Below are 22,803 nucleotides of genomic sequence, written 5' to 3' on the forward strand. Positions count from 1 at the left end.
ACCCGTCCGCCACTAAGATAATCTAAGTAAACTCAAATTATCTCCGTTCGACTTGCATGTGTTAAGCGTGCCGCCAGCGTTCGTCCTGAGCCAGGATCAAACTCTTTATTAAAGTTGTATATTTAAATCCATCAGGATTTAGATATCGATCCTAATTCATAACGCTTGCGTTATTACTCTTCGTGTTTTTTAAAGTCTTTTCTTGACTTCCCTTTATTCTCATAAAGGAATCTCAAGGGTCGTTACTTTTTTATTCGCATTGTTCAATTTTCAAGATGCTGTCTTCGCTATCTCTCTTCGAGACAGCTTAACTATTATATCACTTTCCTTCAGGTTTGTCAAGCTCTTTTTTCAAATTTCTTTGATTTTTTTCGCTCGTCCGCTTTCGCTTCCCTGTCGGACAGTAAATATATTATAACTCTTTTTTAGAATATTGTCAAGCATAAACTTTTCAACTTAGCAAAAGTTAAAATGTTGAAAACTAACTATCAGCAGTATTCGTCATATAAAAAGAAAAAGCGCAGCCATATCAGCTGCGCTTTTATAATTTGTTTAGGATAGATTTCCCATCAAAATACTGTCATAGTTATCCATTGAATGTGATCTGATATAATCCCTTGTAGTATCATCAAGGTCGTCCATCATTCTGGGGTATGTTCCTTTATACCTGCCATTCGGCATATCAGAATATACTACAGATTTAACCTGATAATTATCAACGTAGATCTTGTATACGCCTTCACCGTTATTATTGATGTTATTTATACCATTTTTTAAAGAAGTATCATTCGCCGGACTTGGCTTTGTGTTCTTGATATCCACCGGATCGAGCCTTGTTCCTGTCTTTCCGTCCCAGTAGAAATAGAACTTTCCATCGCCCATATAGATATCTGCCTTGACCTCATTTTTCTTAGTATCTGATACAGTAGGATCATTTATGATATTAATCAAGGGGCGTTCCTTCATGCTTACTCTTGTGACCTCGGTCTGGCAAGCGTTGAACACCATCTTAGCCTTGGAATTAGCAGTCCTCTCTCTGGATCTTCTGACAAAATAGCTCCACGAAGGTACTATAATAGCAACAAGGATTCCCATGATAACGAGCACGATAATTAGCTCCATCAGGGTAAAACCCTTCTTGGTCTTTTTCGCTTTCATCGAAATGCACCTCCCAATACAATTCTTCAAATTTATTATATCAAAAAGCTTGCATTTTGTCAACACGAAAATCGAAGTCTGATACCAATTTTTACATTGGTTTATTGTGCATTTAGCCAATTATTTTTGCTTCGATTTCTGTAAAAAAATGCTCCTCCCAATTGGAAGGAGCATTCTTCATTTTAATTCAAGTAGCTTACTGATCGATCAGATCATTATGAAGCAAGCTTCTCAGCTTCCTTAAGAGCTTCGTCCATCTTGCCGCTGTATTTGCTATAGTTATCAACTGTAACTACGCCGGAAGGAGCTGTACCTGTGTATGTCTTGTCGAGCTGAACTGCTACTGCTACGCAAGCGCCACCCTCGCACTTAGATACGAAATCGATCTTAGAAACCTTCTCCATGTAGTTCTTGAGCTTTTTGTCAGAACCAGCAGGTGCTGCAGTACCTTTTGTAGAGAATGTGATTGTGCCCTTAGCACCATTAACTGCTGTGATATCACTGGATGCCTGATTATTCTCGTCAATTTCGATCAGAGTTGTGTTGATAGCCTTCTGGAGTGTGCTTGCTGTTGAGTTAGCAGAAGAAACCTTTGACTTCTTAACATAGCCAAGCATTGAAGGAACGAGGATTGCTGCGAGAACACCGATGATAGCGATAACAACGATGAGCTCAATAAGTGTAAAACCTTTCTTTGTAGTTTTCATAAGAAAACCCTCCTTAATAATATAGATTTGTGAAAGCATCTTAACTTTCACTCGATTTTTGGGTTCGGGATTTTTTTAACTCCCTTTCCCTTCCCTGTGATTATAGTATACCACCTTATTCACATAATGTCAACACTTTTTGAAAAAAAAATCCATATCTCAAGGCAGTTTTTACATTAGAACGGTGAATAGGCATTTATTTTTTAGGGTTTTCGTCGAATTGCACAAGAATCTGTGAATAATGTAATTGATTTAGCTTGTTTTTGTTATATTCACAGTCAACTATACTTTTTGTATAGGGGTATTTTGCTTCATATATGCCCTTTTTTGAGTCCGTTTTCAAGAAAATTTTCCTTGAAATTCATGATTTTTATCTTTGAATTTTTGTCCGGGGATCATTTTTTTAGCTCTCTCATCACCGGAGCTGTACTACGTCCTGTAAAAGTAAAGACCGCCGGACTTGTGTCCGACGGTCCTGAATGTACTTTACAGTTTATCAGCCCTGCATTCCGTTGTTGGGCATTTGAGGCTGCATACCGCCTCTCATTCCGCCTCCGCCGATCTGTGCGAGGAAACGATAGAATTCCTGCTTGTCGAGGCACTTCTCAAGCGCATCGACCTCGTTGATAACGTTCTTTGCAACAAGTCTTGCAAGCTCCATATCCAGAGACATCATGCCCTGCTGCTTACCTGTCTGGATAGCAGACTGAACAAGGTGGATCTTGTTATCACGGATCATTGCCGAGATAGCGTCTGTACAGTTAAGGATCTCCATTACGGCGATACGTCCTGTACCGTCCTTCTTGGGGATAAGTGTCTGAGAAATTACGGCAACCAGGTTGTTAGCCAGCTGAGTTCTGATCTGCTGCTGCTGGTGCTCGGGGTAAACGTCGATGATACGGTTGATTGTATCGGCTGCTGATGTGGTATGAAGTGTTGACATAACGAGATGTCCTGTTTCGGCAGCGGTTACGGCAGCCTGGATAGTCTCGAAGTCACGCATTTCTCCTACGAGGATAACATCGGGGTCCTCACGGAGAGCAGCTCTCAGTGCCAGAGCGAAGTTTTCAACGTCATCGCCGATCTCTCTCTGGTTTACCATACATCTCTTATGCTCGTGAACATACTCGATAGGATCCTCTACAGTGATAACGTGAGCACTTCTGTTAAGGTTAACGAAGTCGATCATAGCTGCAAGGGTAGTTGACTTACCTGAACCGGTAGGGCCTGTTACGAGAACAAGTCCACGGGGACGCATAGCGAAGTCAGCAAGTATCGGGGGAAGTCCCAGATCCTCAAGAGTAGGGATATCGTTTCTCAGAAGACGGATAGCGATAGCGGGCTTGCCCTTCTGGAAGTATACGTTTACACGGTGACGGTAGCCGCTTCTTGTTGTGAATGAGAAGTCGGTATCGTGGTGGTTGTTTACGCTTGTCTGCTGAGCGTCGTTAGTCATCTGATGAACGATGTTGAGTATTTCCTCCTCGTCCATTTCGGGGTACTGTGAACGCATAGTTCTGAGTGTACCGTTAAGACGTACAACAGGAGCGATCCTGTCTGTGAAGTGAAGGTCAGAACAGCCGAGGAGTCTTACCTCGTCCAGTATTCTATGAATTTCGATTGCCATATTAATTATCCTCCCTAATTAGGTGCAAAGCCATTATACTGTATATGTAGCTCTTACAAGCTCGTCGATAGATGTTTCGCCAGCCTGTACAAGCTCGGCAGCATTATCACGGAGAAGCTTTGTTCCCTGTTCCTTAGCAGCCTTTTCGATCTCTTCCTTAGTACCGCCGCCTGCGATGATGGAAGAAACCTTTGTTGTACAGTGAATGATCTCATGGATAGCAGTTCTTCCTCTGTAGCCTGTATTATTGCAGGCAGGGCATCCGCCTGCGTCATAGATCTGTATAGAGTGATCCAGACCCATAAGATCATTTTCCTCGGGAGTTGTCATTCTGGGCTTCTTACACTCGGGGCAGAGTACCTTAACGAGTCGCTGAGCGATAACACCGATAAGTGAAGTAGCGACCATGTAGGGAGCAACGCCCATATCAACCAGACGGACAACTGTGGATGCAGCGTCGTTGGTATGAAGTGTGGAGAGAACCAGATGTCCTGTGATAGCGGCACGGATACCGATGTCAGCTGTCTCGGTATCACGCATCTCACCGATCATTACTACGTCAGGGTCCTGACGGAGGATAGAACGGAGGGCTGCGGCGAATGTCATGCCGGCCTTCATGTTAACCTGACACTGGTTGATTCCGTCGATAGCCTTTTCGACAGGGTCCTCAACTGTTACGACGTTTACGTTAGGCTTGGCGATCTCACCGAGAGCCGCGTAAAGTGTAGTAGTTTTACCGGAACCGGTAGGTCCTGTTACGAGGATAACGCCGTGAGGAACTCTCAGCATCGACTCGAACAGTGTATAGTTATAATCGGACATACCCAGATCCGTGATCTTACGGAGGGCGATCTGTCCTGTTGAAAGAATTCGGATAACGATCTTTTCACCGTGTACCATAGGAAGTGAAGATACACGGACGTCAAGAGTTGTTCCGTCAACGACCTGTGTGAAACGGCCGTCCTGAGGGATTCTCTTCTCAGCGATGTTCATGCCGCTGATAAGCTTGAAACGTGTGGTCAGCGCGCTGTGTACCGCACTGGAGATATTCATGAGCTCTACGAGGTCGCCGTTTACACGGATACGTATTCTTGTATACTTGTCGAAGGGCTCGATATGTATATCGGTAGCGTCTGCTCTGTATGAGTTTTCTACGATAGTAGTAGCAAGCTTAACGATAGGAGCGCTTTCAACTCTGTCCTTGGACTCAAGGTCAGCCTCGCTCATCTCACCAAGGTCGCCGCCCATCTGGCTAACGCCCTCAAGAACGCTGTCAACGTTCTGCATTGAGTAGCACTTACCGATGGCCTTGTTGATAGCCGATGTAGTAGCAAGTACAGGAACTGTATCCATACCTGTGGATACCTTGATGTCCTCAAGAACGATGAAGTTTACAGGATCGTTTGTAGCGACTGTGAGACGCTTGCCCTGTACGTTGATAGCGATTACCGTATGCTTTCTTGCAAGAGCCTCGGGAACCATCTGTACAGCTTCTGTATTGATCTCGACATTGTCAAGGTCAACGTACTGAACTCTCAGGTTTCCTGCCAGTGCCTTAGCGAAGTTGACTTCAGACATGAAGCCCAGCTCAACTACAACGTCGCCGAATTTCTTGGAACCGTTGGATGCTTTCTGGGCGTCAAGGACCTGCTGAAGCTGTTCGCTGGTGATCAGCCCTTGATTGACTAAGTAGTCACCAATTCTCTCGTTTCTCATAAAAAACCTCCGCTTATTTTCTGAACACATTCTGCATCCGTCGTACAGATATGTATTCTAAAATTTTACTTGAATTTTCCATAATATATGTTATAATAATATTATGTACATTAATAATAATGAAGGAGGGGTAAAATCATGTTCGGATTTGAAGATATGCTCCATAGTGAATTTACCGAGCTGCCATTCAAGATCATGTTTTACGTCGTAATTTTCCTGTTCGGCATCTGTATCGGAAGCTTTCTCAACGTCGTCATTCTCAGGCTCCCCGCGGGCGAGTCGATACTCGGCATAGGGGGCTCCAAGGAGGAGAAAGAAAGGGCTTCCCACTGTATGACCTGCGGAGCCAAGATCAGACCCATTGATCTGATACCTGTTTTCAGCTGGCTGATGCTGAGGGGAAAATGTCACAGCTGCGGTCAGAAGATCTCACCGCGTTATCCCATAGTCGAATCCCTTAACGGAATACTCTATGTTCTGACGTTCGCTGTTCTGGATATAAATGTTAAATCCATAATAACCTGCGTTCTCATGTCTTTCCTTATTGTAATAGGATTCATTGACTGGGATACCAAGGATATATATGTCAGCATGGTAGCTGTCATACTTATTCTTGCAGTTCCGCTCCATCTCTTTTACTCAAGGGAGAACGGAGATGTCACACTGAAGAGCCGCATCATCGGAGCTTTTGTTATCAGCGTCCCCTTTTTCCTTATCGGAGAGCTCAGCCGCCCCATCATCAGAAAGAAGTTTGATGAAGACTTCCGGGCTATAGAGCTGGGTGACAGTATGCTGATGTTCGCTGCGGGAGCGTTCCTCGGAACACAAGCTGTTATCGTTTCAACATTTATCGGTATTATCGTTGCCGCCGTCGGCGGTATCATCGTCAAGGCAGTGACCAAGGATTCAAAGTTTGCATTCGGTCCCTTCCTTGCGATCGGAATTGCTATCGGATCTCTGTGGGGCTCTCAGATAGCTCAGTGGTATCTGAGCATTCCCGAAAGACTCAGTGGTCAGTGATCCTGAAAAAGAAAATAATAAGTACAGGCAGCAGCATTGAACTGCTGCCTGTTTTTTTACTTATTAGCTGTTTCTTATCTCGTCTGTATAGGCGTAGATAAAATAAATATCGTTATTGAAGTCAATGGTCTTGGTTGCGCGTGTATCGTCATAGGAAATACCCAGACAACCAGGGTTGCCCCAAACTATACTTGGATCCTGAACATAAATATCATTTGTAGCGGGATCCTTATACGGTCTGGGAAGACCTTGCAGCTTACCAGGTTTATGCTCAGCCCTGTGAGAGATGTTTGTCAGAGGAAGAGTAGCTATCTGAAGCGCTACAGGATCAGCAAATGCTCTGTAGGTATATGAACCTGCATTAACATCAATAGATCCGCCTGTCTTCTTATCAAGGACAATACTTAGTGAAAGATTAAATGCAGCTATATTAGCACCTTCGTTATCCTTATCGTTCTTGAGAGCACGGTAAACCTCGCCCTTGGAATCAGAGGCGCCCGAAGGAGTAGCTACAGGAACCAGTGTTGTTGAACCAAGCGCATAACTGAAGTTATATGCTGAGTCCTTTGATGTGAAAAACGCATCATTGAGCATAAGCTCCTGGGTGGGGTTAACAGAGGTAGGTATAGTCTGATCTGACTTGAACTCATATACTCTGTCAGTGATCTGTCCCTGAGGAATTGTGCCGTCCGCATTGTTCAGAAGTCTCATAATATGGATCGATCCCTTGAGAGGAACGACGTCCTTACCGTTATAACCAACGGTCTGATCCCAGTGAGCCTTGCGGAAATTCTCTGCCCATATGGCAAGATCTGTTTCTTCAAATTTTCCGTTACCGTCAAGATCAAGATTGTCTGATGTTGCGACCTCCAGATCCTCTGCATATTCAAGTCTTCCCTGAACATAGGTCTGGATATTGTTTGCATAGGCATAGGTCTTCTCTGAGAGCGTAGTATTTCTGTACATTCTCGTTACAGGCTGAGTGATCATCATCGCGCCCAGCAGCAGTATTGAGAATATAGCCATTACTATGATAAGCTCTATGAGAGTAAAACCCTTTTTAGTTTTTCTGTTCATATCCGCACCTCCTGTCATGGACCCGCAGGAGCTGTAGTAGCAGGGATGATCTCTACGAACTCAAGGTTAAGATCACCGTTAGCACGCTTCTTGTAAGCATCTACCTCTTCAGGTGTTTTGAACTGATCTGTGATGATGCTTTCAGTCTCGTACTTTTCGCAGTCAAGGACTACCTTATCGCCCTTGTTATACTGACCCTGCTTGAGCTCTGTTTCACCCTTGGCATTTACCTCAGGATAATAGAATGTACCAGAAGCCTGATCCTGTTCTATTGTAATAGTGAGAGGGGTTTTGCCAAGAGTACCGCCGCCCTCTTTGTTTGTGATATGATTTGCCGCATAAGGCGACTCTACAACGATCTTATTCTTGAGATTGTTCGTTGCCTTTGTAGTATTATCGATGTGAGTACCGACCAGGACGAGCAAGCCGCCCATTATTGCGAAGATCGCGATCGAGATGATCATCTCGATCAGAGTCATGCCCTTGAGCTTTTTTCTGCTTTTTTTCATAAGAACATTCCTCCTTTATACTCCCATGAAGTAGCTTACGTCATACCAGCCGAATGTACCCTTGAATGATGTACCGCCGCCTGCTTTGCCGCCGCCGGTGGTATTGATGAGGCTGAATGAGTTCTTAGCCTGTGACATACCGTCTGCAAGACAGCTTCCGACTATAACTGGCTTCAAAGGAACCTCTTCACCCTTCTTAGGATCTGGATGAATATTGCCATATTCGTCCAGGTATGTTACTTCATATTCACCTGCAACAGAAGTGTCAAGTGTAAGCGTAGGAGCCTTGAATGTACCTACACAAGTACTATTATCATTGAAGGTAAGTGTAGCGCCCTCAGTTGCATAATACTCTATAGGCCAAACATCAGTATACTTTACCTGCATACCATTAACATAGTTGCTGGGTCTGATCAAACTATGGAGATCAATACGGCAATCTCCGTCAATAAGGAAATTGACCTTAGCACTTGCTGCATCAACAATGAGCTCCTTATTATTGTACATATTAACATTCTTCAGAACGATCCAAATCTCGCTTGAAGCCTTGATATTTATCTTGTCAATAGGAAGCTTATATGACTTTGTGTAATCAGATTCATCACCGATTATACAGGATTTCTCTATATAACCGCTGGGTGCAACAGAAGGATTAAGGCTGTTGCCGCTGAATGCGTTGGGAAGTGATGTGTTATCACCGGGTACGGTGAGGTACTTATCAGGGACATCCATATAGTACTGTCCGTCAAATGTACCATCGTCATTTAAGTTAAGATCCTTACGTACTTCCTGGAGTGTCTTGACTATCTTGCCATCTGTAGAAGGCTCAAAGCCTCCGGCTGTATATTTGCCCCAGATCTTATCCTTTTCCATTGATGCGGGGTATGCACTTCCGTGATCCTTGACATACTCGGAATAGTCATGAATATCAGCAGCTCCGACCTTGTTCTTGGCTTCTCCTTCGCCAACAACGTTTCCTGAAGGATCGGTGTAATATGAACCCCTTGCGTCCTTCTCGTCGATCCTCTCGTATTCTGTACCGTTCTTCTTGAAGTATGTGAAGTCTGAATCAACTGTGATAGCGATAGGATCTCCGTTTGCGCCGATCACGTTATTGCCGTCTTCGTCCTTAAGGTACATTATATGACCATCGGGATCAACTGCATATTTTGAGTATTGATCGAATACTATTGTATTCTGATCTTCAGTACCGTTTTCTGTGATCCTGTAATAAGGAGCCGCATCCCACCAGTTTTCTGTACCGTTCTGTACATAAATGGTCTTATGATCCCATACAAGGTCTTCAGTAGAACCGTCAGGATAAGTGATCTCATTGTGCCAGGGTTCATGATTCATCTTCTGATCAGATACCTCAGTGACCTCAATAGGATTGTTTTCAAAGATCCTGCTGGGTACTTCTTCGACGCCGGGGAAAAGCTGGTTATCATGATATGAATAACCGGGCTTCATAACCTCTGTCTTAGACTCATCACCTGAGTGATTGCTGTTATAGATCTGACCCTTAACGATCTTGTTGATATTGTTGTTGTCAAACTGTAAGTGTTCTGCTACAACAAGGTCACCGTAAATTGTAACGCCATCCTTTATTGTGCAATTGCCCTGAACTCTTACATCACCGTGGATCTCAGCCTGCTGAAGAGTGAGATCGCCCATGCAGTAGATGTTACCGCCTGTTGAATTATGCTGTGTTTCAGTTCTCTGAACTACAGATGTCGACCATTCATAAAGCTTGTTGCCTGATTTATTGCCAAAGAAATTCTGACCCTTATAATAAGTCATCGTCTTCTGAGCGTCTCCGTCTCTGTCTGCATACGGAGCTTCGATAGTTGTTCCGTCATTCTTGTCCATAAGATAGAGATCAGCGTTGATAGTCATAGTAGCATTGGCATAAAGTGTACCGGCAAAGACATTGAAAGGAGAATTATTTCCTGTTACAAGCCCATAATTAGCCTCATCAGTAGGAGCAATAACACCCTCAACAAAGAGATAAGGTATCTCAGCCTGAGTATAATTCTGAGTCATATCATACTCATTAATAATAAAATTATTACCATGCTCTAATAACAGGTTGCCCTTGATAACTGTCTGTGAATAAGGCTTTGCTGCATTATCTTCATCAAGAGGCTTGTGTACGTAAATATGAGTGTCAGATGCACCGAAAACAACATTGGAGTTTACAAACATCAGAGTTGTATCGATCAGCTGTTTGTTATGAACATGGTATACCTCGGCTGCACTATTGCCGATACCAACGCCGAGACCGCCTGTGATCATCGCACCGTTGGGGAAGTGGTTACCTCCGACCTCCTGGAAACCGTTGATACCGCCAGGGCTGATCTTTGAGCCTGATGATGCTGTCTTCTGGATATAAGCTGCGACCGTCTCGTATTCTCTGCCCACCTTACAGGTAGCAGTTACCTTAACGCCTTCGACCTTATTCCACTTTGAAACACCTGTGTTGTCTGCGGGGAAGAAGTTGTAAGCCTCAGAGTTGTCAAGCTGTTCAACCTTGATTCGATCTGCGACCCAGTCGCCATGTTCGTCAATGTAGCCGATCTCACCCAGTGTTTTATCCGGGATAACTACCTTGGGGTACATTTCCTTGATCTTGCCTGAGCCTGAGCCCATTTCTTCCACTGCAGCCTCGATGCCCTTGTCGCGCTTCATGGCCTGTGTGAAACTCTCGATAGCTGTTCTTGCGGTATAGCTGGCCTGCGAGATAGAGTATGACCTGTGTGCTCTGTTGCCTGCGGCAGACGCAAGCGCCAGAGTACCGGTCAGAAAGATTATCAGCAATGCCATTACACATACAACGGTAAACAGTACCGAGCCGCGCAGTGTTTTTTTCTTCTCTGTTTTCATTTTCCTAACCGCCTTTCAAGTTATATTTTTCTCAATAACCGTAGCGTTTAATATAGGGTATTCTGCATACTCACCGTATGAGACATCAGTCAACATTCGGCTCTTCCATATTGTATACTGAATAAAGTGTGATTACGAGTGTAGCCTTTGAGGTGTTGGAGATCTCCGTACCCTCACCTGCTGCAACCTTAACTTCCTCACCGTCGGGTGAATCGGGAAGTGATACCTTTGCCTGATCAGCAGCATCCTTACCGAAGCTGTAATCACTGATATCAACTGAAACGACGTTCTCAGCCTTCTCGAATTCCTTGATCTTCTGGAGGTAATCAAAGATATGCTTTCTTGTACCCGTTACTTCAACGCCGTACTTTGTCTGAACGATGGATTCCTTAGCTCTCTGTGACAGTGAAGCGCCTTCAGCATTCGCACTGTCGAATGCCTTCTGGAGGCTTCCGTTTACGTCAGCTGATCTACGGAGATCGCCGAGGGGATCCTTTACTTCGTCGTAGTAGTAATCAAGAGGAGCAAGTGAAGTTTCCTCAAGGGTTACGTTTGTGACCTTTACCTTTGCCTCGTCAGCAAAGCCCTGCATGTACTCATCTACGTATGTGGGGCTCATTAATCTGTCAAGAGGAACAAATACCTTAGCCTCTTCGTTTGTGTTTGTGTAAGTTTCCTTGATGTCCTTCTGGATGCCGGGGATCGCTGCGATCTTGCTTTCGATCTCCTTCTTCTGCTGCTCAACCTTTTCAAGAGACTCCTTGTCTGTCTTGATCTTTTGGTATGTAGGCTTGCAAAGTGCAAAACCACCGATGAGCAGGATTGTTATCGCTAAAAGAATACCTGCGATTATCTTATCTCTGTATGTAATTTTCATTCTTATTCAGCCTCCTTGTCAGTTTCAGCAGGGTGGTAAGCACTCTTATTGGGAACAAGGTCAACCTCAGCATTGAAGGAGATTATATCCTTGCTCTCGTGAGTCTCATCGTTGGTAACAGTAGATACCACGTAGCCGCCATAACCTGCGTTCTTGAACATGTCGCTCTTATAGAGATTATCTACAAAGTCTGCGGGAAGCTGCTGTGCATATTCTTCCTTAACTGCGTCACACTGTACAGAGAATGAGATAACGCCGTCCTGATACTTGGGGCTGATGATCTTGAACTCCTTGACATCCTTTTCCTTACAGGTCTCTTCAAGGATCTTTTCGATCTCATCATACTCACTGCCTGAGATGTTGGGGAGTGAAAGGTAAGCCTCTTTTGCATTGTTGATCTTTGTGTAATAAGCATTAACAACGTCTCTGAGGCCGAGAAGTCTCTGATGCTTAGCCAGTGACTCCTGAGTTGATGTGCTGTTGATGAATTTATTGCAGTCATCGATCTTATTTTCGAGGCTCAGCTGACGCATCTTCATAGCTCCGAAGACAACGCCTGCGAGAAGAAGTGAACCTGCCAGGCATCCGATGAGAACAATATTACCTGTGTTCTCATTTCTCATCTTTGTCTTTACGACAGCGCCCAGTTCAGCCTCGAGAAGGTTGATCTTCTCAACTTCCTTGTTTCTCTTGAACATAGCGCCGATAGCGTTTGCGTAGAGAGAGAACTCAAGGTTTTCGTGGCCGTGGATCTGAGGAGGAACATTGATGAGGCTGGTCTTGAGGTCCAGCTTCTCAAGCTCATCGGTAAGTCTTACATACTCATGAGTGTCGCCGTAGAAGATTACGTTCTCGATTGACTCACCTGTATTACGGCTCCTGTGGAACTGGAGCATACGGAAGATGTTCTCGTTTACAGCTTCGAATACATAGTCGTCCGAGTAGCCATAGTCAGCTGCGTCGATGGAAGCGAAACGTGAGAACGAAAGCTGTCCATGCTCATAGAGGTTGAGTGAGATGAAGTTGTTATCGATCTGAACAGCGAGGAGGGGCATCTTTGATCTGATCTTTGTATCAGCAAGAAGAACCTTGGTGATACAGTTGCATCCGATCATAACCGATCTCAGTGAGATGGTGTTGAGAAGTCTGAATACCTCTCTGTAGCTGTTAACGATCTCATAGGGGCAGGCGGTAGCGAGGATCTTGTATGAAGGCTCGCTTGCCTCGCTGCTGTCAGCCTCACCTACGATGATGTAGGATACGCTGTATGAATCGTCCAGATTGAGCTCAGCCTGCATCTGAAGCTTAACTGTCTTCTGGAGGTCCTGTGTCCTTCCCTTGGGAACGACCATTTCCTTGAAGATAGTCAGGTTGGAGGAGATCGAAACGATCGCTTCCTTATCAGGCATTCTGTGCATTTTCAGAACGTTGTTGATGAGAGTAGCAACTGCGGGAACATCCTTAACGTGTCCGTTAACGATATAGCCCTCTTCTACGTTGACTGTTGCAGCGGAGCTGATCTTGATCTTGCCGCCGCTCTCAACGCCCTTAACAACTCGTATATTTCTATCAGTAATATCAAATGAAAGCATTTATCTTTCCACCTTTCCGTTTTATTCGTTTTCGATACTCTCGAGTGAACCGTAGAGAGCAGGGTAAACGCCGATAACTACCATACCGATGATAAGTCCCATGAATATCAGAAGAACAGGCTGTACCAGACCAACGAGACGCTGGACTGCTGCGTCAGATTCTTCCTCGTAGTAATCCGATGTCTTTTCAAGGATGCTGTCAAGAGCACCTGACTCTTCGCCGACGTAGATTACCGAGCAGAACATAGGCTCGAATATCTCCGTACGGGTTATCGCTGATGAAAGGGTCTCGCCCTGTTTTACCTCATCGACAACGCTCTCGAATTTTTCATCGATATACGAATTTCCAAGGATGGCGGAAGATCTTTCGAGGCATTCTACCATAGGGATACCGCTGGAATAGAGTGACGAAAGGGTTCTTGAGAATCTTCCTGTGTAGATCTTTGTAACAAGAGGGCCGAACATTGGTCCCTTGATGATGAATCTGTGGACTTTTTTCCTGAAGCTGGGGATCGTCATCGCATACTTGAAGCCTGCGAACAGACCAATAAGAATGATGATGAGGAGCCACCACTTTGTTCTGAGGAATTTACTTATGGCTGCCATTATCTTTGTGAGGAGAGGCATCTTGCTCTTGTCCTCATACATATCGATGAATGCAGGCATGATAAACGTAAAGAGGAATATTACAACAACTACACAAAGCACGAGAAGAACGATCGGGTAGATCATAGCGCCTCTGATGGAGTTCTTGAGTTTGTTTTCCTTTGCGTAGTGATCAGCCATACGAGTCATGATGATATCCAGCGAACCGCTGGTCTCACCTGCTCCGACCATTGAGATCAGGAACTCGGGGAATGAGCCCGAATGCATTTCGAGGGTAGACGAGAAGGATTCACCCTTCTGAACGTTCTCGTAGACATCCTGCCATATAGCTCTTGCTTTCTCATTTTCCTGCTCTTTGGTAAGGATATCGATGGCTTTTACAAGCGTCAGACCCGAAGTAAGCATAGCGCTCAGCTGTCTGCAGCAGAAGTTAAGTTCCTTCGTGTTGAACTTGTAGATTGTTTTTGAGTCAGAATTGCCTTCCTTGAATTCCTTTACATACAAGCCCTTTTCTCTGGCTCGCTGCATGAATTCCTGCTCACTGTCCGCATTCATGACACCCTTGATCTGCTTGCCTTTTGCGTCCTGAGCAATGTAGGAAAAACTCTTCATGAAACCACCTCCATAATTAATTACTTGTGATGAACGTTTCTCACTGCCTTAATAATAACAATTATAACATTTTAAGAGTTACTTTTCAATCGCTTTTTTGACATAAATAATCTGCCGTTTTTTATCAATATTTACCAAGATTTATACTATCGGTAATAAAGACTATTGAAAACGGCTTATATTCTCGCAAAAACCACGTCTGAAGGCAGCACAATATGAGGTATTAGCACACAGATACCAAACATTGTTAAACTTCCACAATAATTATATCACACTCACTTTTAAATTGCAACATAAAAGCTCATTTTTTCTTCTTTTTTTTACAGAATTGTAAACTGCGGCAATTTGGTTAACTGTAATTTAGTTATTTTGCCCGTTATGGTATTAAATGGACCTTCTTACACACTCAAAACCGCCGTGAAACTTGTGGACAAGTTTATAGTTTTTACATTAGATACCCCGTATCTTAGGCTTTTGTCTCCGTATACTATTATAATATATATATCCCTATATTGATGTTTATACCGCCCCGTGCCTACATCTCCTGTATGACCCTCCAGAGCTCCTCCGCAACGTCATTCCCCACGCCTGCCGTTACCGCAAGCTCCTCGGGAGTCGCCCTGCGGAGATTGGCTATGGTCTTGTACTTCATGAACAGCTTTGCCGCCTTCTTTTCGCCTATTCCGCGTACTTTAAGCAGCTCGGAGCTGTAGGTCTTTTTCTTGTGGCGCGAGTGCATGAAGCTGACGGAATAGCGGTGGACCTCATCCTGTATCCTGGTCACCAGGTCAAAGACCTGTCTCAGCTCGTTTATCTGTATCTCCCGTCCTCCCGTAGCAATGGCACGGGTACGGTGCTTATCGTCCTTGACCATGCCGAACAGCGGTATATCCAGCCCCAGCTCCTTCAGCAGCGGAGCTATGGTGTTTACGTGACCCTTTCCGCCGTCAAGGAGTATCAGGTCGGGAGTGCGGGTGAAGTATTCGTCACCCTCCCCTGTCAGTATATGCGTAAGCCTTCTTTTCAGCACCTCACGCATACTTCCGTAGTCGTTCTGGAGCTCCTGCTCCTTGATGGTGAAGCGCTTGTACGCCTTTTTCAGCGGTCTGCCGTCCTCAAATACCACCATGCCCGCCACCATAGACTCCGATGACAGATTTGAGATGTCGTATGCCTCGATATATCGGGGCGGCTTGGGCAGTCCCAGACTCTGAGCCAGCTGCTCAAGGGCGATGACCTCCCTGCCTGTGCGGTCATTCTTTATTGCGGCGTACTCAGCGCTGTTGTTCTTGGCAAGACGGAGCAGCTCCAGCTGACGTCCCTTCTGAGGAACGTGGAGCTTCACCTTCCGCTTCGCCTGTGCCTCCAGCATCTCGACGAGGAGCTCGCTGTCCACGGGCATATGGTCGATGATGATAGTCTTCGGTATATCGGGCTTTTTGTAGTAGAATTGCAGCATGAAGCTGCCCAGTATATCCTCGTTGCCGTCGGGAAGAGGAAGCTCGAACACCGCCTTGTCAAAGAGCCTGTCCTCGCGGTACATCAGCACCGAAATGTACAGACCGTCGGGGTATTCCGCTATGCCGACAACGTCCGCGGACTCAACGCCGCTGTTGATTATCTTCTGCTTTTCGGACGCCTTCCTTATGGCGTTTATCCTGTCGCGGAGGATAGCTGCCTTCTCGAAATCCAGCTCCTCGGCGGCTTTGTTCATGTCCGCCTCCATGCGCTCAACGGACTGTGCGCTGCCGCTGCGTATGAACTCCACAGCCTCGTCCACGGTCTTGCGGTAATCCTCGGCACTTATCCTGCCGCGGCACACACCCATGCACTGCTTGATGTGGTAGTTGAGGCAGGGACGTCCCTTGCCTATATCCTGCGGAAATCTCCTTCGGCAGGTGGGCAGCATGAACACGCGGTTGGCTTCGTTGACAGCCTCCTTGGTTATGGCTCCGCTGGTATAGGGACCGAGATAGCGTCCGCTCTGCTTAGTGTTCTTCTCGTTGGTTATCCGCGGGTACTCCTCATCGGAGATACGGATATAGTGATAGCCCTTGTCGTCCTTCAGCAGGATATTATACTTGGGCTTGTGCTGCTTGATAAGGCTGCACTCCAGCAGCAGAGCTTCAAACTCGCTGTCAGTGACGATGAAATCATAGTCATAGACGTTGGACACCATTGCCGCTACTTTGGGCGTATGGTCGGGATTTTCGCGGAAATAGCTGCTGACGCGGTTGTGCAGGTTCTTAGCCTTGCCGATGTATATTATAGAGCTGTCCTTTCTCCTCATGATGTAAACTCCCGGAGAGGAGGTCAGCTTTGCGGTCTTTTCCCTGAGATAGGGCAGTCTTGGATTCATATTCACCTTATCCCTTTCATTCACAAAAAAGGGGCACCGCGGGGCGCCCTTTACGGCTCAGCGCCGTTTGTTTTTCTTTACCTGTCTGCGTATATAGCGGAAAACCTCGTCCTCGCCCTTGTCGCGGAGCATGGTCAGCAGAAATTCCAGCTTTGCCGCAGTAGTCTTTTCGATTATCCTCTTGTGCTTTGAGCGGAGGAAATAGTCCAGGGGCATATTGTCCCTGTAATTCTCCTTGTTGTATGTCTTTGAAGCCGCCACGCGGTCGCAGAACATCTCAAATATGAATATATCGGGCATTTTCACGGGCTCCAGCCGCTTTGTCTTCATGTTATAGTCTGTCCAGTACTCAAAGTGATGGCGGTTCCTGCCCTTGTGGTGCATCCAGGCGCGGGAATAGCCCGACACCTCGCGCTCACGCTCATTGGGGCTCCTGTTGCCCTGATAGTACATCACTCCCGGAATGAACTCCGTCGGTGAGAACTTGGACAGGTCATGTACCAGTCCCCTCCAGGGAATGCCTGCCTTTATGCAGTGTATGAGCACCTGATGTCTGTGCTGGCGGACGGTTCTCAGATGTCCGAAAAAGTTCTCAAACAGCATCGGAACGCTCCTCACCGTAGCTTCCGTTTATGTCAAGGACACTTTCCTTTTCGATAAGCCTTCCGCTGATTATACGCCTGCCCTCGGAGTATCCGGGGTCGGCAAGCTTCTTTGCCATAATGCCCACCGAGACCTCTGCCATTTTGGTCAGGTCCACCTCCACCGTGGTGATGGTGGGTATACAGATGCTTGAAACTGTGTAGTTATCGTAGCCCACAACGCTTATATCCTCGGGGACCCGTACTCCCTTGGACTTCAGCGCGGAAATTACCCTGAATGCGGTCTCGTCGCAGTTGCAGACAAAAGCCGTGGGCATTTCGTCGGGAAAATCTATCTTGTCGTTGAGGATACCCCTCTCGTTTCTGTCGCCGATGATCCACTCATTGCGTAACTCCAGCTCGTTCTCCATTATGCACTTGACGTAGCCGAGATAGCGGTCGTTGATACTGCTGGTGGCGTTGAGAGTGCCGAAGAAGCCTATCTTGCGGTGTCCCTTTTCCACCAGGTGGTCGGTGAGCATATATCCGCCGTTGAAGCTGTCGGAAATGACCGAGTCGATATTGTACCTGTTGTCGTAGAAGTCCACGAACATCAGCGGCATCGTCAGCTTGCTGAGGCAGTCTATGTAGCTTCTGTGGACCTGTCCGATGACGATTATGCCGTCCACCTTGTTGTCGGTGACCATATTTGGCAGTATGCCGTTCCTTTCACTGTCTGCGGTAACACACTCGTAGACCGTGCATACGTTGAGCTGTGAGAGCTGATTGGATATGCTGGCTGTGAGCTCCCAGTAGAAGGTGCCCCTTGCGCCCACAAAGCGCTCGGAGGTGAGTATACCCACGTTTTTACCTATTTTAGGCATTGCAAGGCGCTTCTTCTCGCTCTTTGTATTTGAGGGCTTATAGCCCATTTTCTCTGCGGTCTCGCAGATCTTTTTCCTCATCTGCTCGCTGACGCCGTCGCGTCCCGCAAGAGCATTCGACACCGTTACCACGCTGACTCCCAGCTTTGTAGCAATGTCAAGCATTTTAACACCGTTTTTCATATGTCCCCCCGGTTAGATCTCCGTTTAGTAACGAAGCTGATCATTTTGCAAACGCAAATTAAATAAACTCAATACATTATACCATGCTTTAAGTAATAAATAAAGCATTTTTGCAAAATTTGTAGGAAGTGTCAATTTTGCACTACTCTTATTGTGCAAAATCAAATACTAATATAAATCATAATTTTGCGGAGCAAAATTATGATTTGAGTAAGTAGTAAGTAGAAAGTAGTGAGTAGAAGCCGATACACCGAATAATACTACTCTCTACTTACTACTCACTACTCACTCAAAATTTAACACCTGCGGTGTTAAATTTTGATTTATCTGAGCTGCATAAATAAACACAATGCCCCTGAGCTTCTGAACACTCAGGGGCAAAACTTTTAAACGAATAAATATCCTGATACCGCGGCTTTATGCCGTTTATCACTCTTCGGGAGCCTCGTTCACAGTCTGTGTGATATTGGGCTTGCCCTCCTCGGCAACAGGCTCCTGGTTGGGCACCAGCTGCCGTGCGTCGGGTTCATACTTGAGTATGATCTTCTTTATCTCCTCGTCGCGGGTGAGATTGTAGGTCATCTTCAGCGCCATGAGAGCGTTGGGGATGTCCTCCTCCATGAGATAGTTTGCGGAAAGCTGTGCAGCTACGGAAACTACGTCCTCGTTGGGACCGAATTCGATACCGTACTTCTTCATGGTCTCAACTATCTCCTCGCGGGTGGGCTGCTTTATGGGACTGCCCTTTCTCTGGACAAGGTCACGCATTTCATAGGGGATAGCAGGGTGAGGTGCGAAGATAACACTGGCGGTAAGGAAAACTGCTGCATCGTCATACTCGCCCATATCTGTCAGCGCATAGCCCATATTTGCATAGCATCTTGCGATAGCCACAGGTGAGGAAGCCACCTTCAGGGTCTCCTTAGTGGTCTCAATGATCATTCTCTTGTTTTTCAGGAGCTTATACACCTCTGCAAGCTCAAATCTGGGACCGCAGTCCAGGGGATTGAACTCAAGAGCCTTCTCCAGAACGGGGATAGCGTCAATGGGTGAGTCCTGTTCAACAAGCAGATAGCCGTATGTAGTTATCATGGTGCCGAAATCAAAGGGTGTGCGGTTGAGTATCTTGTCGGGCTTGTATCTGAGCTGATAGAGATTATCCTCAAAGGGATTTCTCAGGGAGACGAACTTTGATTTCTCCCCTTCCTGATAGTCGAGGATTATCTTTTTGTAGAGGCGCTCGGAAAGAGCCTTTGCCTCGTTGAACTCCTTCTTGTTTATCAGCTCGACGATCTTGCTCTGCATCTCATCGAGACGCATACCGTCAATATGTGTCAGTCTTTCGACCTCGTCCTTCTGGGACTGGGGCATTATCTCAACGATCAGCTGTGTAGCTGCCTCAACGCCCTCGGCGTTCTTCTCCTTTGCAAATCTTTCAGCTTCCCTGCGCAGGAAGTCGTTATTCTCGTCAAGGGAGTCGGTGAGCTTAGCTCTCAGCTCCTCAAGGATCTTGTTTTCTGCCATTATTTCTCCTCATTTCATTTGTGCTGGTTTGATCAGAAGCCTCTCTTGGACATTTCCTTTCTGAACTTGGCATCGATCTTGTCCTGCTTCTTCTTAGCCTTGAGCTCGGACTTTGTCATATAGCGGACGTCCTTCTCAAGGGGCTGGTGCATCTTGGGTGATGAGCCGCCGCCTCTGTAGGTATTTCTTGTGGGAGCCTTATACTCCTCGAATACCGGAACAGCCTGCTGTGTCTGTGCAGCCTTCTGTCTCTTTGCTGTATCATCGCCCATAGTTGAGAGAACGTCCTCAACAGAGTTAAGTATGGGGCTGTTAGCCTTGAGGCCCTGTGTTTCGATAAGGTTCTTGTCAGCATACTCCTTGGAGCTTGAGATAGCGTTGATGAATGCCTGTGAAGTCTGCTTGCTGTGAGGATTTACTGCGATCTGTGAGATATTTGCCTTGGGAACGCCTGTCTGCTGAACGGGCTTCTTGGGAACAGGTGAGCTTACAGGTGCTGCGGGCTGTACGGGTGCCGCAGGCTGAACGGGAGCTGCTGCTGCTCTCTGTGCCTGAGCTGCTGTCTGCTGAGCGGGAGCTGCTGCCTGCTGAACAGGTGCTGCCTGCTGAGGTCTGGGAGCTGCTGCCTGCTGCTGAGGTCTGGGAGCTGCCTGAAGGGGCACATAAACGGGCTGACCCTTCTGGTCGTAGCCTGCCAGCTTCATCTGCATATACTTGTAGATAGGCTGGTTATTAGCATCATAGCCTGCAAGCTGAGGCACCTTGATGATCTGGGGCTGCTGGGGTGCTGCCTGTCTGGGCTGCTCTGTATTCTCTGTATTATCGTCTGCACTTCTGCCGGGTGCAACATAATTATAATCACTCATATCTGTAAACTCCTCTTCTGCCATTAAAGGCTCATTAAATATGGGTCCTGCAATATCATCCAGCACAGGTGCTGCGATGTTTTCAACCGGATCAATGTTATCAAGGACGGGTGCTGCGATGTCCTCGAATGCGGGTATTTCGTCAAGCACGGGTGCTGCCATGTCGCCTGCCGAAGGAATATCGTCCAGTACGGGAGCTGTGATGTCCCCGACTGTGGGTATCTCGTCAAGGACGGGTGCTGCGATGTCCTCAACTGTAGGTATCTCGTCAAGCACTGGAGCTGCGATGTCCTCGACTGTGGGTATCTCATCAAGGACGGGTGCTGCGATGTCCTCAACTGTGGGTATCTCATCAAGGGCGGGAGCTGCGATGTCCTCGACTGTGGGTATCTCATCAAGGACGGGTGCTGCGATGTCCTCGACTGTGGGTATCTCATCAAGGACGGGAGCTGTGATGTCCTCAACTGTGGGTATCTCATCAAGGACGGGTGCTGCCATATTCCCCATGGAAGGAATGTCAAGCTCATCCATTTCCCCGGTAAGATTTTCGTCATACTGGGGATAAACGGGTGCGGGATCAGCCATTACAGGCTCTGTCATGACCGGCTCGGCAACGGGCTGAACAGTGCCGTCCACGCCGAAAAGCTGATTTGCAACGAAATCCCACTCGCTTCCCTGGATCATTTCCTGTCCGTCATCTGCTGTCTGTGGAATGCCGCTGTAAACAGGGTCCGCAGCTGAAAGCTCGTTCCCCTGGACATCAATGATCTGCTGATCGTTGTACATAGGCGGCTGATTGTACAGCGGCTCGCCGTAGGGCTGACCATAGGGCTGTTCCTGTACGGGAGCGTTGTTGATGGAGAACATCTGCATTATGTCCTCCTCGGTCTGGGGCTGTACAGCAGGCTCGGGAACGGGCTCTGCCGCCTGGGGTGCGGGGATAGCGAACTGTGCGAGGAAGTCGTCCTCGGGTCTCGGAGCTGCGGGAGCAGCTTCCTGTTCGCTGTCGGGCTTGTTTATTGCAAACTGTGCGAGGAAATCGTCCTCAGCAGCAGGTGCAGCCATAGGTGCAGGGGCAGGAGCAGGTGCGGGCTCGGGCTCGTTCTGAGGAGCATTTATGGCAAACTGCGCCAGACTTGCGTCCATTGCGACTCCTGTACCGGGGATAGTGTTTACGGGAGGCTCGGGATCCTGCGGAGCGTTCTGCTGTGCAGCTCTCCTTGCTTCTTCCGCCTTGCGTCTTGCTTCCTCGGCAGCCTGTCTTCTTGCTTCTTCCTCTTTTCTCTTTGCATCAGGATCTCTTGTGATCCTTGCCGTGGTATTTCCGAGAGGAACGATGCCCTCATCGCCGATACCCAGCTTTTCGCGCTTTTTCTCCTCCTTGAGGAGCAGCGCCATTTCTTTCTTATCCGCTCTGATAATCTTTTTTGCCAGATTTGCTTTACACTTTTCGCAGGTGATCTCCTTCAGATCTCTCATTTTTGAGGTCCTGTGAAAGCGGGTCACATTTTCCGGCCTGAGAAGGTTTATTCCGCAGCCTGTCTTTTTGTCGTTCTCGGTGCCGTGAACCACCTTGTCAAACGAAGACGTTACCAGTGTTATATCCATAGTCCTCTCCCCACCGCGGAAAAACCGCAGCTTCCGCTTTACGGCAGCGGAACGCCGATTTCCCAATCGCAAGGAACTGCTCTGCTTCGTTGACCGGCACAGTAAAGAGGGACTGTCCCGCAAAGCTCCTGATGCGAATATCTATACAAGTATATTATACATGATACTTCAAAAAAAATCAACACTTTCTTAAAAAATGAACGCAAAAATTATACCCATTTTAAAATTTTCGGTGAAAATAACAAATCGTTATTGATTTTTTTGTCAAATCTTACTTACATTGTTTAAGTTAAATTAGACAAATGCGAGTAATACGTTGCTTTCTCCCCTTCTGCCCGTTTTGACCTCCCTATCAGATAGAACAAAATCATGCTCCATTACTGCTATTATTTTACATAGACGTAAAAAATTCTG

At 46.6% G+C, this 22,803-nt stretch carries 16 protein-coding genes and 1 rRNA gene; 1 reads left to right on the plus strand and 16 read right to left on the minus strand.

Going from position 1 to position 22,803, the window contains the following annotated elements:
* The 5 genes from T488_RS0101765 to T488_RS0101785 form a co-directional block, all read right to left on the minus strand.
* Positions 1–112 (minus strand): 16S ribosomal RNA (locus tag T488_RS0101765); the annotation flags it as partial.
* A gap of 440 nt (positions 113–552) precedes the next feature.
* Complete coding sequence (locus T488_RS16715; protein ID WP_037296803.1) at positions 553–1,158, minus strand: type IV pilin protein; 606 nt, start codon at positions 1,156–1,158, stop codon at positions 553–555.
* A 215-nt stretch (positions 1,159–1,373) separates the two neighbouring features.
* Complete coding sequence (locus T488_RS18515) at positions 1,374–1,865, minus strand: pilin (RefSeq protein WP_051536146.1); 492 nt, start codon at positions 1,863–1,865, stop codon at positions 1,374–1,376.
* A 496-nt stretch (positions 1,866–2,361) separates the two neighbouring features.
* Positions 2,362–3,492, minus strand: coding sequence for a type IV pilus twitching motility protein PilT (locus tag T488_RS16725; protein ID WP_051536149.1), 1,131 nt, complete (start codon positions 3,490–3,492; stop codon positions 2,362–2,364).
* Between the two features lie 33 nt (positions 3,493–3,525).
* Entirely contained in the window at positions 3,526–5,208 is a 1,683-nt protein-coding gene (locus T488_RS0101785) for a GspE/PulE family protein (protein ID WP_028519312.1), read from the minus strand.
* 138 nt (positions 5,209–5,346) lie between these two features.
* Between T488_RS0101785 and T488_RS0101790 the strand changes: the two genes are divergently transcribed.
* A complete protein-coding gene (locus T488_RS0101790) occupies positions 5,347–6,228 on the plus strand; it encodes a prepilin peptidase (RefSeq protein WP_051536150.1) in 882 nt (293 codons plus the stop codon).
* A gap of 63 nt (positions 6,229–6,291) precedes the next feature.
* On the opposite strand, the gene T488_RS0101795 is transcribed toward T488_RS0101790, so the two are convergent.
* From T488_RS0101795 to T488_RS0101845, 11 genes are all read right to left on the minus strand, one after another.
* The gene (locus tag T488_RS0101795) at positions 6,292–7,305 is read right to left on the minus strand and encodes a type II secretion system protein (RefSeq protein WP_028519314.1); all 1,014 of its coding nucleotides are present in this window, start codon (positions 7,303–7,305) and stop codon (positions 6,292–6,294) included.
* Between the two features lie 14 nt (positions 7,306–7,319).
* Positions 7,320–7,814 (minus strand): type II secretion system protein, encoded by a 495-nt coding sequence (locus T488_RS0101800; RefSeq protein ID WP_028519315.1) that lies wholly within the window; start codon positions 7,812–7,814, stop codon positions 7,320–7,322.
* Between the two features lie 15 nt (positions 7,815–7,829).
* Entirely contained in the window at positions 7,830–10,697 is a 2,868-nt protein-coding gene (locus tag T488_RS0101805; RefSeq protein ID WP_028519316.1) for a hypothetical protein, read from the minus strand.
* 85 nt (positions 10,698–10,782) lie between these two features.
* Complete coding sequence (locus tag T488_RS0101810) at positions 10,783–11,574, minus strand: hypothetical protein (protein WP_028519317.1); 792 nt, start codon at positions 11,572–11,574, stop codon at positions 10,783–10,785.
* 2 nt (positions 11,575–11,576) lie between these two features.
* Positions 11,577–13,166 carry a pilus assembly protein PilM gene (gene pilM, locus T488_RS0101815; RefSeq protein WP_028519318.1) on the minus strand — a complete coding sequence of 530 codons (1,590 nt, stop codon included), beginning with the start codon at positions 13,164–13,166 and terminating at the stop codon, positions 11,577–11,579.
* Positions 13,167–13,187: 21 nt separating this feature from the next.
* Complete coding sequence (locus T488_RS0101820; protein WP_028519319.1) at positions 13,188–14,384, minus strand: type II secretion system F family protein; 1,197 nt, start codon at positions 14,382–14,384, stop codon at positions 13,188–13,190.
* Positions 14,385–14,919: 535 nt separating this feature from the next.
* Positions 14,920–16,743 carry an excinuclease ABC subunit UvrC gene (uvrC, locus tag T488_RS0101825; RefSeq protein ID WP_028519320.1) on the minus strand — a complete coding sequence of 608 codons (1,824 nt, stop codon included), beginning with the start codon at positions 16,741–16,743 and terminating at the stop codon, positions 14,920–14,922.
* A 57-nt stretch (positions 16,744–16,800) separates the two neighbouring features.
* Complete coding sequence (locus T488_RS0101830) at positions 16,801–17,346, minus strand: DUF5662 family protein (protein ID WP_028519321.1); 546 nt, start codon at positions 17,344–17,346, stop codon at positions 16,801–16,803.
* Positions 17,336–18,391, minus strand: a complete 1,056-nt coding sequence (locus tag T488_RS0101835; protein WP_028519322.1) for a LacI family DNA-binding transcriptional regulator — start codon at positions 18,389–18,391, stop codon at positions 17,336–17,338. The genes T488_RS0101830 and T488_RS0101835 overlap by 11 nt, the downstream gene beginning before the upstream one ends.
* 429 nt (positions 18,392–18,820) lie before the next feature.
* On the minus strand, positions 18,821–19,915 hold the full coding sequence (locus tag T488_RS0101840) for a hypothetical protein (RefSeq protein WP_028519323.1): 1,095 nt from the start codon (positions 19,913–19,915) through the stop codon (positions 18,821–18,823).
* Between the two features lie 32 nt (positions 19,916–19,947).
* Entirely contained in the window at positions 19,948–22,389 is a 2,442-nt protein-coding gene (locus tag T488_RS0101845; protein WP_028519324.1) for a hypothetical protein, read from the minus strand.
* Positions 22,390–22,803: the final 414 nt, after the last annotated feature.

The organism is Ruminococcus flavefaciens ND2009 (genome assembly GCF_000621785.1).
GTDB lineage: Bacteria > Bacillota > Clostridia > Oscillospirales > Ruminococcaceae > Ruminococcus > Ruminococcus flavefaciens_C.